At 55.8% G+C, this 14,796-nt stretch carries 15 protein-coding genes; 8 read left to right on the forward strand and 7 right to left on the reverse strand.

The window, feature by feature from the left end; translation table 11 throughout:
- The first annotated feature begins 34 nt into the window (after positions 1–34).
- Positions 35–1,171, forward strand: coding sequence for an HPP family protein (locus tag RSQ48_RS13210; protein ID WP_415301876.1), 1,137 nt, complete (start codon positions 35–37; stop codon positions 1,169–1,171).
- A 93-nt stretch (positions 1,172–1,264) separates the two neighbouring features.
- On the opposite strand, the gene hppD is transcribed toward RSQ48_RS13210, so the two are convergent.
- Positions 1,265–2,341 (reverse strand): 4-hydroxyphenylpyruvate dioxygenase, encoded by a 1,077-nt coding sequence (gene hppD / locus RSQ48_RS13215; protein WP_003803137.1) that lies wholly within the window; start codon positions 2,339–2,341, stop codon positions 1,265–1,267.
- A 374-nt stretch (positions 2,342–2,715) separates the two neighbouring features.
- A complete protein-coding gene (gene aspA, locus RSQ48_RS13220; protein WP_003803135.1) occupies positions 2,716–4,134 on the reverse strand; it encodes an aspartate ammonia-lyase in 1,419 nt (472 codons plus the stop codon).
- Positions 4,135–4,975: 841 nt separating this feature from the next.
- Here aspA and RSQ48_RS13225 point away from each other — a divergent pair.
- The 6 genes from RSQ48_RS13225 to RSQ48_RS13250 all read left to right on the forward strand — a co-directional run bounded on the left by RSQ48_RS13225 (position 4,976) and on the right by RSQ48_RS13250 (position 9,415).
- Complete coding sequence (locus tag RSQ48_RS13225) at positions 4,976–5,533, forward strand: MarR family winged helix-turn-helix transcriptional regulator (protein ID WP_003803134.1); 558 nt, start codon at positions 4,976–4,978, stop codon at positions 5,531–5,533.
- 110 nt (positions 5,534–5,643) lie between these two features.
- The gene (locus RSQ48_RS13230; protein ID WP_003803132.1) at positions 5,644–6,246 is read left to right on the forward strand and encodes a DUF2946 family protein; all 603 of its coding nucleotides are present in this window, start codon (positions 5,644–5,646) and stop codon (positions 6,244–6,246) included.
- A gap of 20 nt (positions 6,247–6,266) precedes the next feature.
- On the forward strand, positions 6,267–6,857 hold the full coding sequence (locus RSQ48_RS13235; protein ID WP_003803130.1) for an NUDIX hydrolase: 591 nt from the start codon (positions 6,267–6,269) through the stop codon (positions 6,855–6,857).
- A gap of 2 nt (positions 6,858–6,859) precedes the next feature.
- Positions 6,860–7,588 (forward strand): leucyl/phenylalanyl-tRNA--protein transferase, encoded by a 729-nt coding sequence (aat, locus tag RSQ48_RS13240; protein ID WP_415301877.1) that lies wholly within the window; start codon positions 6,860–6,862, stop codon positions 7,586–7,588.
- Between the two features lie 48 nt (positions 7,589–7,636).
- Positions 7,637–8,359 carry an arginyltransferase gene (locus RSQ48_RS13245; RefSeq protein WP_415301878.1) on the forward strand — a complete coding sequence of 241 codons (723 nt, stop codon included), beginning with the start codon at positions 7,637–7,639 and terminating at the stop codon, positions 8,357–8,359.
- 21 nt (positions 8,360–8,380) lie between these two features.
- Positions 8,381–9,415 (forward strand): quinone-dependent dihydroorotate dehydrogenase, encoded by a 1,035-nt coding sequence (locus RSQ48_RS13250; protein ID WP_415301879.1) that lies wholly within the window; start codon positions 8,381–8,383, stop codon positions 9,413–9,415.
- Positions 9,416–9,554: 139 nt separating this feature from the next.
- Here the strand turns inward: RSQ48_RS13250 and phaP are convergent, their stop codons facing one another.
- From phaP to RSQ48_RS13270, 4 genes are all read right to left on the reverse strand, one after another.
- Positions 9,555–10,154 carry a TIGR01841 family phasin gene (phaP, locus tag RSQ48_RS13255; protein WP_003803121.1) on the reverse strand — a complete coding sequence of 200 codons (600 nt, stop codon included), beginning with the start codon at positions 10,152–10,154 and terminating at the stop codon, positions 9,555–9,557.
- Positions 10,155–10,397: 243 nt separating this feature from the next.
- Positions 10,398–11,147: an IclR family transcriptional regulator gene (locus RSQ48_RS13260; RefSeq protein WP_003803119.1), complete on the reverse strand. Its 750-nt coding sequence runs from the start codon at positions 11,145–11,147 to the stop codon at positions 10,398–10,400.
- Positions 11,148–11,268: 121 nt separating this feature from the next.
- On the reverse strand, positions 11,269–12,078 hold the full coding sequence (locus RSQ48_RS13265) for a competence/damage-inducible protein A (protein WP_059318578.1): 810 nt from the start codon (positions 12,076–12,078) through the stop codon (positions 11,269–11,271).
- Positions 12,068–12,886 (reverse strand): EI24 domain-containing protein, encoded by an 819-nt coding sequence (locus tag RSQ48_RS13270; protein ID WP_003803115.1) that lies wholly within the window; start codon positions 12,884–12,886, stop codon positions 12,068–12,070. The genes RSQ48_RS13265 and RSQ48_RS13270 overlap by 11 nt, the downstream gene beginning before the upstream one ends.
- 73 nt (positions 12,887–12,959) lie before the next feature.
- On the opposite strand from RSQ48_RS13270, the gene RSQ48_RS13275 reads away from it, so the two are divergent.
- A complete protein-coding gene (locus RSQ48_RS13275) occupies positions 12,960–13,349 on the forward strand; it encodes a thioredoxin family protein (protein WP_003803113.1) in 390 nt (129 codons plus the stop codon).
- Here the strand turns inward: RSQ48_RS13275 and RSQ48_RS13280 are convergent.
- On the reverse strand, positions 13,329–14,705 hold the full coding sequence (locus tag RSQ48_RS13280) for a DEAD/DEAH box helicase (RefSeq protein ID WP_080584990.1): 1,377 nt from the start codon (positions 14,703–14,705) through the stop codon (positions 13,329–13,331). The genes RSQ48_RS13275 and RSQ48_RS13280 overlap by 21 nt on opposite strands.
- Between the last annotated feature and the right edge of the window lie 91 nt (positions 14,706–14,796).

Below are 14,796 nucleotides of genomic sequence, written 5' to 3' on the forward strand. Positions count from 1 at the left end.
CTGAGGCTGTCGTCCTTCTTTGCCCTGGTGGCTAATGCCCGCTTTACTTCGTCACTGGTTTGACAGCCTGCGCCCCAAGTCCCTGGCCATTGCACGCCCGGAAATGTTGCGTGCCACCTTTGGTGCCACGCTCAGCGTGCTGATTGTTTCCTCCCTGAGCCTGTACCTGTCGGATTTTGCGCATACACATCATTGGCTGGTGGCCTCTCTGGCAGCCAGTGCCTTGCTGATTTTCCTGGTTCCGACCAGCCCCCTGGCTCAGCCCTGGAATGTGTTGCTGGGCAATCTGGTGGGCGCGCTGACGGGCATTAGCTGCGCGATTTTTCTTCCTCATCCGATTGCTGCTATTACGATGGCCGTGTGCCTGAGCATGCCGGTCATGCTGGCCTTGCGCTGCGTCCACCCGCCCAGCCTGGCGATGGCCGTCTTTCCGGCCCTCAATGGCATTCAGAACTATGACTTCCTGCTGTTTCCGGTGATGTTTGACTCCAGCCTGCTGATTATGCTTGGCATGCTGTACAACCGCCTGACAGGCGTGGCTTACCCGCCAGTCCATAAACCCGCCACGCGCGCGGTCACGACACCATCACGCTTTACCGACCAGGATTATGATGCAGCGCTTAGCCATTACAAGCAGACGCTGAATATCAGTCACGATGATCTGGAAAAACTGGTCAGCTATGTGCATCAGTCGGCATTCCGGCGCAATCTGGGCACCCGTCGCTGCGCGAGCCTGATGAACGATGCCCCGCTGTCCTGCCAGGCCGACACGCCCTTGCAACAGGCCTGGGACCTGATGCGCGAGCGCAGGATCAAGGCCTTGCCGGTGCTGGACCAGAACAAGCAGGTGATCGGCATTCTGGCCCTGTCGGACTTTTTACAGCGTGCCGGGCTGGATCAGCCCGATAATCTGCGCCAGCGACTCCGGCGCTTCCTGAGCCCCCGACAGCGTTCGGCACCTACCGTGGCCGATATCATGACCAGTCCCGCCGTCACTGCCAATGCCAACTGGTCGGTGGCCGAACTGATCCCCCTGTTCAGCCAGGGACGGCATCGCCACATGCCGGTGGTCAACGATCACCAAGAGCTGGTGGGCATGATTACTCAGTCGGATCTGATGCTGGAGCTCTTTCGCATTCTGCAGCCAGCCCGCAACATCCAGGGCCAATAGCTAGAACACCCCAAAAAAAATCCCCCTGTTTGCCATCGCCAAACAGGAGGGACAGGTCAGCGCCAGTCGTGTGAGCACTGGCACGGAACCGCTTTACTGTGCCTGCAAGACACCCCGACGCAGCTGGTCGCGCTCAATCGATTCAAACAAGGCCTTGAAGTTGCCTTCACCAAAGCCGTCATCACCCTTGCGCTGGATGAACTCGAAAAACACCGGCCCCATCAAGGTTTCAGAAAAAATCTGCAGCAAGAGACGGCGGTTGCCCCCTTCCGATGTGCCATCGAGCAAGATGCCGCGGCGTTGCAACTCGGCAGTAGGCTCGCCATGTCCGGGCAAGCGGCCCTCCAGCATCTCGTAATAGGTTTGTGGTGGCGCAGTCATAAAACGCATGCCCATCGCCTTGAGCTTGTCCCAAGTGGCAATCAGATCGTCTGTCAGAAAGGCAACGTGCTGAATCCCTTCCCCGTTAAATTGCATCAGGAACTCTTCGATCTGGCCCGACCCCTTGGCGGACTCCTCATTCAAAGGAATACGAATTTTGCCATCGGGAGCCGTCATCGCCTTGGAGGTCAGACCGGTGTACTCCCCCTTGATATCGAAGTAGCGAATCTCGCGGAAATTGAACAGATGCTCGTAGAACTGGGCCCAGTAGGCCATGCGACCGCGGTAGACATTATGGGTCAGGTGATCGATCTCTTTAAGACCTGCACCCACAGGATGACGGTCCACCCCTTCCAGATAAACAAAGTCGATATCGTAAATGGAGTTACCTTCGCCAAAGCGGTCGATCAGGTACAGGGGAGCGCCGCCGATGCCCTTGATGGCGGGCAAACGCAACTCCATGGGGCCGGTCGGAATGTCCACAGGCTGGGCGCCCAGTTCCAGTGCGCGCTCGTACGCTTTTTGCGCATCGCGCACCCGAAACGCCATGCCGCAAGCCGATGGGCCATGCTCGGCTGCAAAATAAGCCGCCTGACTCTTGGGTTCTTCGTTCAGGATCAGATTGATTTCCCCCTGGCGATACAGAGAGACTTTCTTGGAACGGTGCACGGCCACTTTGGTAAATCCCATCATCGCAAAGACGGGTTCCATCAGACCAGGCTGGGGAGAGGCAAATTCGATGAACTCAAAGCCCATCAGGCCCATAGGATTGTCAAACAAGTCAGTCATGGCAGACTCCAGTTGTAATCAGGTAATCAAAGATGGCGTGAAACGCCTTGCAACTTGGACTCAGACCGTGCAGGGGGGCGCGCAGGATACCCCGCGCACACTGCGTGCCAAGTGATCACCAAACAACAATTGAAATCCCAGAACTCTCACAGGCTCTGCTCCAGTGGGCGGGAACCCGAAATGCGCTCCCGATGCCGATTCCCATTATGAGGGGGGCCGTCGCTCAACCGCCATAGAGCATTACCCTAGCGGTCTAAACCACCCGGCCTCTGACACGAAACAAGCGGGCAGAAAAAAGCCTCCACAATGGAGGCTTCCCAAACTGTTACCGGCGTCGGCCAAGACTGGCCAAATCAGGCCTGGTTCAGAATGGTTCAGGCTGGGTCAGCAGCACGCAGATCACGGGGTTGGATCAGCGATTCGGCACGCAATACCTCGTTGAGGGTTTCAGCGTCCATCAGGCCACGCTTGAGAACCACATCACGAATGTTGGTACCGGTCTGGAAGGCTTCGGCGGCAACCGAGGTAGCCGCTTTGTAACCGATGAACGGATTCAAGGCAGTCACCAGCGAAATGGAACGCTCGATATTGCTCTCCAGGCATTCACGGTTGGCCGTGATCCCCACCACGCAGAACTGAGTCAACGTGTCGCATGCATTGCTCAACAAAGCCATGCTACGCAACAGGGAATGAATAATCACGGGCTCAAACGCGTTCAACTGCAGTTGACCTGCTTCGGCGGCCATGGTCACGGTCATGTCAGCACCGATCACTTCAAAGGCAACCTGGTTGACCACTTCTGGAATCACCGGATTGACCTTGCCAGGCATGATGGACGAGCCAGCTTGCACGGCAGGCAGACAAATTTCACCCATACCGGCACGAGGACCGCTCGAGAGCAGACGCAAGTCATTGGACAGCTTGGACAGTTTGACGGCAGCGCGCTTCAACACGCCCGACAGGTGCAGGAAACCACCGCAATCCTGCGTTGCTTCGATCAGGTCCGCCGATACGCGCAACGGCACACCGGACAGCTCAGACAAGGCAGCCACCGCCAGCTCGGCGTAATCAGGGTGGGCCGTAATACCCGTGCCAATGGCGGTACCGCCCAGATTCACGTCACACATCAGTTTGCGCGATTCCTTCAGGCGCACGATGTCTTCGTTAATCATGGTGGCAAACGCGTTGAACTCCTGACCCAGGGTCATGGGCACTGCATCTTGCAGCTGGGTGCGACCAATCTTCATGTACGAGGAGAATTCCTCGGACTTTTTCAGGAACGCATCACGCAAACGCTCCATGGAGGCAAACAAGGGGTCCAGCGAACGGTAGGCCGCCAGATGCAGCGCCGTCGGGTAAACGTCGTTGGTGCTTTGGGCCATGTTCACATCTTCATTGGGGTGAAGATACTGGTATTCGCCCCGTTTGTGACCCATATGCTCCAAGGCCAGATTACAAATAACCTCGTTGGCATTCATATTGGTCGAGGTACCGGCGCCACCTTGAATCATGTCTACCACGAAATGCTCGTGACATTTACCCGTTTGAACGGCTTGACATGCCGCCACGATGGCATCGTGCTTGTCCTGCTCCAACAAACCCAGTTTGAAATTGGCCTGCGCAGCGGCCTGCTTGACCAGCGCCAGAGCATTAATCAGTTCCGGGTAAGTTGAAATAGGCGTACCGGTAATGTGGAAATTCTCCTTGGCACGCAAGGTATGAACACCATAATAGACTTCATCGGGGACTTGTCGGTCTCCCAGCAAATCATGTTCGATACGGAACTGACTCATAATTCCTTCGTTTCCTTAATAACGATAGCAAGACTTTTCTGACACGCCTCATACTCGATCCCGGACTACAAACGGAACAAAGCCCTGCCATTTCTTGCGAACTTGGCAGGGGCTCGGGGACATGCTGGCAAATACCGCCAATAAGCTTTGGATAATGCTTGCATCCAAATCTGGAAAGCAAAGGCCCGTAAAAAACGGGCCTCTATTGCAATCCGCCACGCGGGGTGAATGATCCAACCGCCTTTTTTGAAGGCATCGTCGAGCTCGGGAAGCGCTGGGAACATTGTAAACGCCGAGCGCACGCGTGTACGCCGTTTTACGGTTTTTCTTGGATTGAGCTGCCTTATCGGACGAACCCACGGTTGAAAACACGCTTAATTTAGCCGTGTATGTCTGGCATAGCTCGCTCATCCTGCCTGCAACCTGCTAAGGGTTCCGACGTGATGAACGTTGCGCGCTTGCATCATTTTGGGGCCTAAATGTCATAAGACTCCCAGGCACAGAAGGCATCAGATCGTCGTGACAGACCGATAGGAAGTTCACACACCTTGCAGTTTGAGAAAAAAAGGAAGGCGAAAGAGTATACCCAGGCTTTAACGCTATTCCATAAAAATATGGCTGCCTATACTGAAAAAAACTGGTCTTATTTTACTAAATGAAAATTCCTGATCAATAAAAGATGTTTAAATCAGACAAAATGGAATTAAAAAATAAGATCAATTTCCACATTAAAAGCAGCGGCTCAGTAATAAAAGAAAGCAAACCCTTTTTTATTGGGTTTTGTTGATTCTTTCTAAATAACTACTGCTCTTTGCCGCGCCCTCCTTAACGGCACAGCACTATGAAATTACTCGATCTGAAATATCAAACCATCCTGAGCGAATCACAGCGCCGGGCTCATCCTAAAACCGAGGATATCGAACTGTGTTTGCGCGTTCTGTCGCTGGCCTCCAGCATTAATCGCGCCTCCAGCACTGTTTTGAACGAGTTCGGCCTATCCGAAGGACGTCTGGTCCTGTTGTTTTTGCTTAGCCGCCAGCCGTCGGGGCTGAGCCCGGCTCTGTTGGCAGAGCAGGCCGGTGTCACCCGGGCCACCATTACCGGGCTGCTTGACGGACTGGAACAGCAGCAGTTGCTGGTGCGACAAAACAATACCTCAGACCGCCGTGTGCTCACTGTTAAACTCACCGAAGCCGGACACGAATTGTGCGAACACCTGTTGCCCTATTACATCGACTGGCTCTCGGATGCCCTCAGTCATGTGCCACAGGATATGCGCCAACGCTTGTCCAGTTTGTTATCCAAAGCCTTGCAAGGCAATGAAACGCCGGAAGTCAAAGTTGAAAAGACTCACTCGCACCCCCTGCCCGGTACCCTGCAACGCAGTTATATGGCTTAAGACACCAGACCGTCTTGCCCTTGGGGCGACTGTGCTGTCGCCCCTCTCCCATCAAGGGTGGCGCCAGTATGGCTGCCACCCTTTGTTTTCCCCCCTGCCAGGCTAACTCTATGGATACCGCCGTTATTGAAGCCATGAAAAAATGGCCCAATGTCCCCGCTGTCAGCGGCTATCTTTCCCTGGATCAATCCGGCCACTGGCGTCATCATCGGGCCGGTGATGCCAACCGGTATCCCGAGCAGCCCGGTGAGCGCATCACTCATCCAGGGCTGCTGGCTTTTTTCAATCGCAACTACCAGAGCGATGAGCAAGGCCGCTGGTTTATTCAGAATGGCCCTCAACGAGTCTACGTTCGGCTGGACGCTGCCCCCCTGATCGTGTCTCTGGCCCAGGACCTGCTTCATTTACAAGACCATACGGGCAGACAAGTCGACACCATCCAGGCCTGGTATCTCAGTGCCCAGGGCACACTCTATCTGCGCACGCCTGCCGGTCCCGCCTTGCTGTCAGGCCGTGATATTGCCGCCTTGCTGGACCAACTGCGCTCAGCCGATCAGGGACTGGACAGCCTGGATCTGGGGCAGCCCTGCCACTACGAAGGCTGGACATTGCCCGCCTATCCCGATGCCTGTCCGTTGACGGTGTGGTCTTCCTGCGTGTCACCGGCCCGGGAATTGGCGTATATTGTTTTGCCAGAGCCCGATCCAACTTGAACCGCCCTCACAGAATCTGCATGACCCAGCCATCCGCCTCTTTTTATTTTCCCGCCCCTCGTACACAAAACTTTTGCACTCAATGTGGCAGCAAGCTGACACGCATGGTGCCGCCAGACGATAACCGCATGCGCGACGTCTGCGAAAACTGTGGGGCCGTTCACTATCAGAACCCTCGCAATGTGGTCGGTATCGTTCCTATGTGGAAAGACGATCAGGTCTTGCTGTGCCGTCGAGCCATCGAGCCACGCTACAACACCTGGACGCTGCCGGCCGGCTTTATGGAGCTGGGCGAGACCCTGGTGCAGGGCGCCTTGCGTGAAATGGGCGAAGAAGCGGGCGCACAGGTCGAACCCGGCCCGCTTTTTACCGTCATCAGCGTGCCCTATGCAGAACAGGTGCATGTGTACTATCTGGCCAAAGTCACTAGCGATGTGCTGGACCCCGGCCCGGAATCCCTGGAAGCGCGCTTTTTTCACCTGGACGAAATTCCGTGGGACCAGCTGGCTTTCCGTACGGTCAGCGCCACGCTGGAACGCTACGTTCAGGACCACAAAGCCGGCCGCTTCCAAATCCACGAGTTTGATATCGCCCCCCGCGACCACGAGTAATCATGGCGCTGACATGGGTCACTGCAGAACAAGCCCTGCCTAACCCGGAACATGCCAGCCCTGACGGGCTGGTGGCTGCGGGCCTGGATTTGAGCGTCCCGCGTTTGCTGCAGGCCTATGGTCAAGGCATGTTCCCCTGGTACAGCCCGGGCGACCCGGTACTGTGGTGGTCTCCGGACCCGCGCATGGTGCTGGAGGTCGACAAGTTCAAGGTTTCCCGGTCCCTGGGCAAGAAATTGCGTCAGACTCATCGACAGCAGGATCTGGCCCAAGCTCGCATCCGCGTCACCTGCGATTTGGCCTTTGAGCAAGTAATTGGCCAATGTGCAGCCCTGCGCAGCATCACCGGAACCTGGATCAGCCCGGACATTCAAAAGGTCTATACCGAGCTGCACCACGAAGGCTATGCACACAGCATAGAAACCTGGGTGGACGGCAAGCTCGCTGGCGGTTTGTACGGTGTCAGTCTGGGGCGCTTCTTTTTTGGCGAATCCATGTTTGCCTTGCAAACCGATGCCAGCAAGATCGCCCTGGCTCATCTGGTGGAGTTTCTGAGGTTTGCCGGCGTGCCGTACATAGACTGCCAGCAAGAAACCTCCCACCTGGCCAGTTTGGGCGCGGCCCCCATTCCCCGCAAGGCCTTCCTGCAAAAGCTGGCTTGGGCCACAAGCCAACCCGGCCCCGCCTGGCCACGCGGGCCCCTGCCACTAGGCCTGCCCCCAACTTGCTAGGTGGGCGCGAGCATCCCATAATGGCTCTATCACGCTTGGCAGAGTCGCATGAATTATCCCAAAGCACCCAGTCCCCAAACGCTGCAATTCTATTCCACGGCCAGTTATCGTTGCAGCTACCTACCTGAGCAACAGGCACGCTCTCTGGTTGCCGCTCCCGCCCATCTGATCAACGATGCGGTGTACTCCAGGCTGGTCCAGCAAGGGTTTCGGCGCAGCGGCACCTTTACCTACCGTCCTTATTGCGACCAATGTCGCGCCTGTCTGCCCTTGCGCTGCGATACCCAGAACTTCAAACCGGACCGCGCCCAGCGCCGCGCTAAAAAACGCCACAGTACGCTGATCGTGCAGGATTTGCCTTTGCATTGGAACGCAGAACACTACGCGCTGTACCGCCGTTACCAGGCCAGTCGTCACCCCGGCGCGGGCATGGATCACGATGACCAGTCACAATATGCCCAGTTTTTGCTGGCCAGCCACGTCACTTCGCGCCTGCTGGAGTTTCGCGAGCCTGACGGCACCTTGAAAATTGTGGCAGTGATTGACGTGCTGCAAGACGGACTATCTGCCGTCTACACCTTTTTCGATCCCGATGACACCGGCAGTCTGGGCACCTATGCCGTACTGTGGCAACTGGACTATTGTCGTCAGCAATCGCTGCCCTGGCTCTATTTAGGCTACTGGATCGAAGAAAGCCGTAAAATGGCTTATAAAACCCGCTTTCGCCCCTACCAGCTCCTGATGAAAGGTCGTTGGGAATGGCTGGCTTAATGTCCTCTTTTATCGATCCCCATGTCTGCCTTATTCAGCCTTTATCCCTTGGCTCGTCGGGTGCTGTTCAGTCTGGATGCTGAACGCGCGCACGAACTGACTCTGAAATCTCTGCATTGCGCCCACCAAACCCCGCTTTTGGGAAATTTGCTCAAAGACCTGCCCAGCAAACCCCTGGAGTTAATGGGTTTGACGTTGCGCAATCCCGTGGGACTGGCCGCTGGCCTGGATAAGAACGGCGCCCATATCGATGCTTTGGGAGCACTGGGTTTCGGTTTTGTGGAAGTGGGTACGGTGACCCCGAAGCCGCAGCCCGGCAACCCCAAACCCCGTCTTTTTCGCTTGCCTGAGGCCCATAGCCTCATCAACCGGTTCGGCTTTAACAACCACGGGCTGGATACGTTTATCGACAATGTGCGTAAAAGTCAGTTTCGCTCCCAAGGAGGCATTCTCGGGCTGAATATTGGCAAGAATGCCACCACCCCTATTGAGCAGGCTGACCAGGACTATCTGACCTGCCTGCGCGCGGTCTATCCGCACGCAGACTATGTCACTGTCAATATTTCCTCGCCCAACACCCAGAACCTGCGCGCGCTACAGGCACAGGACGAATTGGCTCGCCTCTTGGGCGCCCTGCAAGCCTTGCGCGGTGAACTGGCCCAACAGTACCAGCGCTACGTGCCAATTGTGGTGAAAATCGCTCCTGATCTGGATCAGTCGCAAATCGACGCTATTGCCGAGACGGTTCCTTCGCAAGGCCTGGACGGCATCATCGCCACCAATACCACCCTGTCACGCGATGCAGTTAAAGGCTTGCAGCATAGTCAGGAACAAGGTGGCTTGTCCGGCCCTCCAGTCCATGAATTATCCTTGAACGTCATTCGTCGTCTGCGCGAACAGCTAGGCCCCGACTTCCCGATTATTGGTGTGGGCGGGATTGAGTCTGGTCGTCAGGCGCAGGAAAAAATTCAGGCGGGTGCACAAGCCGTGCAGCTTTATACCGGCTTGATTTACAAAGGCCCTGCGCTGATTTCCGAGTGTATTCGCGCGCTGTAACACACCTGTTGCCCGCTTGACGCGGGCAGTAGCATCCTCTTTAGCAACAAGCGCACAGATTGCCCAGCATGCAATAAAAAAGCCAGCTCAATGAGCTGGCTTTTTCTTTGGCACCTGATCAAATCAGGCAAGCAAAGATTTACTTCTTGCTGGTAGCAGCGGTAGCAGCAGCGGCAGCAGCCTCAACCGTTTTGTTGCCAGCTTCCGTCACTTGAGCAGCCGCTTTCAGGCTGGCATTGGTCGCTGCCTGAATGTTGCTTTCAGCAGCATCAGCCGCCTGGCGGGCCGCTTTCACCACGGTTTCAGCAGCATTGGTCGCTGTGGCAAACGAAGACTTCAACAACGCAACAGCGCTTTCGGTGCCAGTAGGAGCATTCTTGGCCAGTTGATCGATCGCATCAGCGGCGTGCTGTTGACCTTGCGCCAACTGGGCTTCCGCAATGCGCGACAGATTCAATTGCAGGTCGGAGAAGATGTCGTAAACGCTTTTGCCGTATTCCAGAGCCTGAGCCGCGCTGGGTTTGGCCACGTTCTGCGACAAAGCCACCACGTCTTGCACATCTTTAGCGTTGATAGCCTGCTGGGATTGACCAGCCGCTTGCTCCAGCGAGCTGCGCAGCAGATTAAGGTTCAAACCAACCAGCTTCTCAAAGCCCTGCAACAACTGACCTTGAGCGGCGAACAGGTTGTTCAACGTCGCTTGTTGAGCTTGCAGTACATTTTGGGGAATAGCACTCATGATGTTTTCCTTGGAGATACGTGGCCTGGGTCAAGCCAGCGTGAAATTAGTGACTGTGTTACTAGACAGGGGTCTGAAGAAGGCCCGGCCCACTCGCAACTACGCAAGGCAAACCTTCTATGTTGCACCGCAACAATTCCACTTTAAGCGCTATCCAAAACAAAGTCAACGGGATTTGCTGCAATGCAACAAATGCCGTTGACTATGTACTCAACGCAGGCAAAACCGCCTGAAAACAAGGGTCTAGCGCTGTTTGTCGTAACCCAGGGTTTCAGAGATTTTGGCAGCAGTATTGAGTAAAACCGGTATCCAGTCGTCATGCAGACGTTCAGCCGGAGCAGACAAGGAAAGGCCCGCCAACAGCTTGCCCGTGTCGTCATACACCCCCGCCGCGATGCAGCGCACACCCATCTCCAGCTCCTCGTTATCACGGGCATAACCCAGACGACGAACCTGGGCCAGCTCACGTTCCAACAGATCAAGTTGGGTAATGCTGTTCCGAGTCGCGCCAGCCAGCCCGGTGCGCATCACGTAAGCCCGCACCTGTCGGGGCTCCCAGGAGGCCAAAAAGAGCTTGCCAGTCGAGGTCAAATGCAAAGGCGCGTGCCCACCAATGGCGCGCACCACCTGCATGCCCGAACTCTCGCTCCAGGATCGCTCCACATACACAATTTCATCCCCTTGCTGCAAGGAGAGATTCACCGTTTGCCCAGTGTACTTGTGCAGTTCACGCATCGGTCCCAAAGAGGCGGCGCGTACGTTCAGACGCCCCTTGACCAGAGAACCCAATTCCAGCAGACGCATGCCCAGACGGTACAAACCGCTGTCCACGCGCTCGACATAACGACCGACGACCAGATCATTGAGAATGCGGTGCGTCGTAGAGGTATGCAGGCCAGTTGCCGCCGCCAGATTCTTCAAGGCCACTGGCTCGGACTGCTTGGCCAGTTCGTCCAGGAGAATCATGGCGCGTTCCAGAACCTGGATCGACATCTGACCCCCGTTACTTGACGACGCGCTAGAAGGCGTAAAGGAATTTGTTGTCATTATTGGCAGAATTATGATGCAACGCAACAAATTCCATAATATGAAATGCGCGCGTGCTTGGCAAGCGCTATTTTAGCGCAGGGCTCAAGCTCCCACCCAAGTCAAGCACCTGTTGCCGCAGGTAGGCCAGGGCCTCGGCGGATGGTTCCGCCTCCCCCTTGACGCCCAGCTCAATGTGCGGCTGTCCGCCTGCCTCCCCCACACTGGGCAGGCTGAAGGCTTTGACTCCTGGCCAATGAAGCTCGACATGTTCCATAGCCGGTGTAATCCGCGACTCTGGCAAATTGAATGCCAGGAAGGAATGCTCCACCCGATGAGCTTGATGATGCAGGTCGCGGTACCGGGTATCCAGCGTCCACTCCATCATGGGCCAGGCCATCACGGGAAAGCCGGGCATGAACGTGTGATTGCGAATAAAAAATCCAGGGATCTTGTTATAGGTGTTGGGAACAATTTCAGCACCTTCAGGAAACACCCCCATTTGCAGGCGCTGCTGGTTTTCCGGCAAAGACATATCAGCACTGCCCAAGCCATTGCGTTCATTTTCAGCACAACGCTCCGCAATCAGGGCCGCAGCCTCTGGGTGCAGCGTCAACTCCACGCCCAACGCCTTGGCAGCAGCCTGTCGAGTCTGGTCATCGGGCGTGGCACCAATCCCGCCACAGCAAAACACGATATCCGGTGTTGCAAAACTACGTTCCAAGGTTGCGGCAATGGTGTCCAGATCATCGGGAATGATCTGTGCGCCCCCCAGTTGCAATCCTCTGGCTCCCAGCAGTTCAATCAGTTTTGAAAAATGTTTATCGTAGCGACGTCCCGACAGGATTTCGTCACCGATGATAATCAAACGAATAATGGCTTGATCGTTAGTTGTCATGGTCAATAAGTGGATGAGTGGTCGCAACTGCTTCTTGCTGACGCAGGCGACGTAGGTTTTCCAAAGAGAAATGCGCAAATACCAGCGCCGAGAACACGGGTAAAACCAGCCAGGCCGGCGGAATCAGGTTCAACAAGGCAAAAATCAGACCAATCAGCCAATATTGACTGCTCAGACGGGACCAAAGATATTTGCGTTCCTGCACATTGGCATGTTCCACCAGCGCGTCCACCCGCAATATCCGTGTGAGTGCAAAAACCCACCACAACACCGGCAAAATCAGCGCAAAAGGAGGAAAAATCCATAAAGGCAAGGTCAGGAGCCACCCCACTACAAACAGGGTCCCCACCCACACCGCGTTCCAAACACTGTAGACCGTGGCATTGTGTCCCTGTTTGATGACATCGGGATAATCTTTCTGCTGCAAATGCCCCAGAACCAGGGGCATGACCAGCACTGCCGCAAGGACCAGCCCCAGCACCCCTGCCAGGGGCAGCAAAATCCCAATCGCCAGCAACGGTACCAGATACACTTTCAGTGAAAACAAGCCGAGGCCCACCAGCCACTGATCGACGGACTCAAAGGCATTCCAGCCGCCGAGCAGCTCCAGCAACCAGGTCTGGATAGGAGTCCATAACAGCCAGCTCAGTAAAATCAGCCCCACGAACATGATCAGAAAGGGCATAAGCAGGGCCATCAGCATGCGTGGCTGAAATTGCGACACCAACGATCGCTTGAAGGCGGTGGAAATGCTGGCCCATCCGCCAGCAGGGCCCGAGCGCGAGGGGGCGGACGATGAAAAGGACATATGGCTCCTGCTAAGCAAATTCAATTACCCGAGTATCATAGACACAGTCACTTCTTTTTGTCTGTATGAAATTATGGCCTTGTTCAACGCCCAACATGATCTGCCCGCCCTGGCGGCCCACCTGCACGCCCAACCCGATGCCCTGTTGATTGCCTGTTTCTGTGCCCAATGGTGTAAGACCTGTCAACAGTATCAGCCCGCCTTTGAAGCCTTGGCTGCGCAGTTTCCCCAGGCCTGTCTGGTCTGGATCGATATCGAAGAGCAACCCGATCTGTTGGGCGATGAAGATATCGAGGACTTCCCCACCATACAGATCCAAAATAAAAATGGGACCGTTTTTTACGGTCCCATGTTGCCTCATATTGAGCATCTGGAGCGTCTGGTGCAAAGCATTTCAGAACGCAGCCCGGTCCTGAATGCCGGGCCTGGAGATTTGCGCGCCTTAGTAGCGGCCGCCGCCTAGCAAAACCCCCACCGAACGCTTGCGCGTGGTGTTGGAGGGCGTTGTCACCGCAGGCTTGGGGGCCGCCGCGCTGGAAGGCTCGTAGGGTTTCAGGAAAAAATCGTCTATGGGTGGCGTGTTCGACTGGTACGAACGACGTTCGCCACGCTCGTGACGGCTGGAACCCGAACGAGACGAGGACGGCGCCGAGGGCAAATCCAGCTTCAGGCGGGGAACCGGGTTCCCGATGAGTTTTTCAATTTCTTGCAGCAAATGCTCTTCGTCCGGCGCCATCAAGGCAATGGCCTCCCCGGACGCCCCCGCACGACCGGTACGGCCAATACGGTGCACATAATCTTCGGCGTTGTATGGCAGATCCACGTTGATCACGCAAGGCATGCCAGCCACATCCAGACCTCGTGCCGCCACATCGGTGGCTACCAGCACGTCCACAGTCCCGCTCTTGAACGCATCGAGTACTTTCATGCGTTCCAGCTGACTCTTGTTGCCGTGAATGGACTCGGCCTTGATACCTTCACGCTCCAGATAGCGGGCCAATTGCCCAGCGCCAATCTTGGTATTGGAGAAAACAATCGTCTGAGTCAGCTTCTTGGTCTTGACCAGATGCACCACGGCACGACGCTTGTCCTCAGCCGACATGGGGTACACCACCTGCGTGACCGTAGAGGCGGTTGCATTGCGTGCGGCCACTTCAATTTCGACAGGATCGTTCAGGAAAGTGCGTGCCAGCTTGCGGATTTCCTTGCTGAAAGTGGCCGAAAACAGCAGGCCCTGACGATTTTTGGGCAGCAAGGAAACAATACGGTCCAGATCAGGCAAAAAGCCCATATCCAGCATGCGGTCTGCCTCGTCCAGCACCAGAATGCTGACCTGGCTTAAATTGATGGTGCGCTGATCAATGTGATCGAGTAAACGGCCCGGGGTGGCAATAACAATTTCCACACCCCGCCGCAGCGCTTCTTTTTGCGGTCCGATATCCACGCCGCCAAACACCACCGTCGAGCGCAGCGGAACCGACTTGCTGTAGAGCGCAATGCTCTCAGCCACCTGATCGGCCAGCTCGCGAGTGGGCGTCAATACCAAGGCCCGCACCGGGTGACGGGCAGGCGACGCGCTGGTCGTGGCATGTGCCATCAGACGATTCAGGATAGGCAAGGAAAAAGCGGCCGTCTTACCTGTACCCGTCTGGGCTGCCCCCATGACATCACGGCCGGCCAGCACCACGGGAATGGCCTCAGCCTGAATAGGCGTAGGCTTGGAATACCCCGCTCCGGTAACGGCGCTTAATATTCCTGGGTGCAGACCGAAATCAGCAAACGTAAGGTCATTGGAGGTCGAAGGAGTTTTATCTGTCATGTACGCAAAAAGTCGGCTTGCCACGAGTGGCAAGCATTTGTAACAATCCTATTTTAACTTATGCCCGCCTGCCTCAACAGCAGTGACGAAC

It is taken from the genome of Alcaligenes sp. SJTW-7 (genome assembly GCF_047716895.1).
Classification (GTDB): domain Bacteria; phylum Pseudomonadota; class Gammaproteobacteria; order Burkholderiales; family Burkholderiaceae_B; genus Alcaligenes; species Alcaligenes ammonioxydans.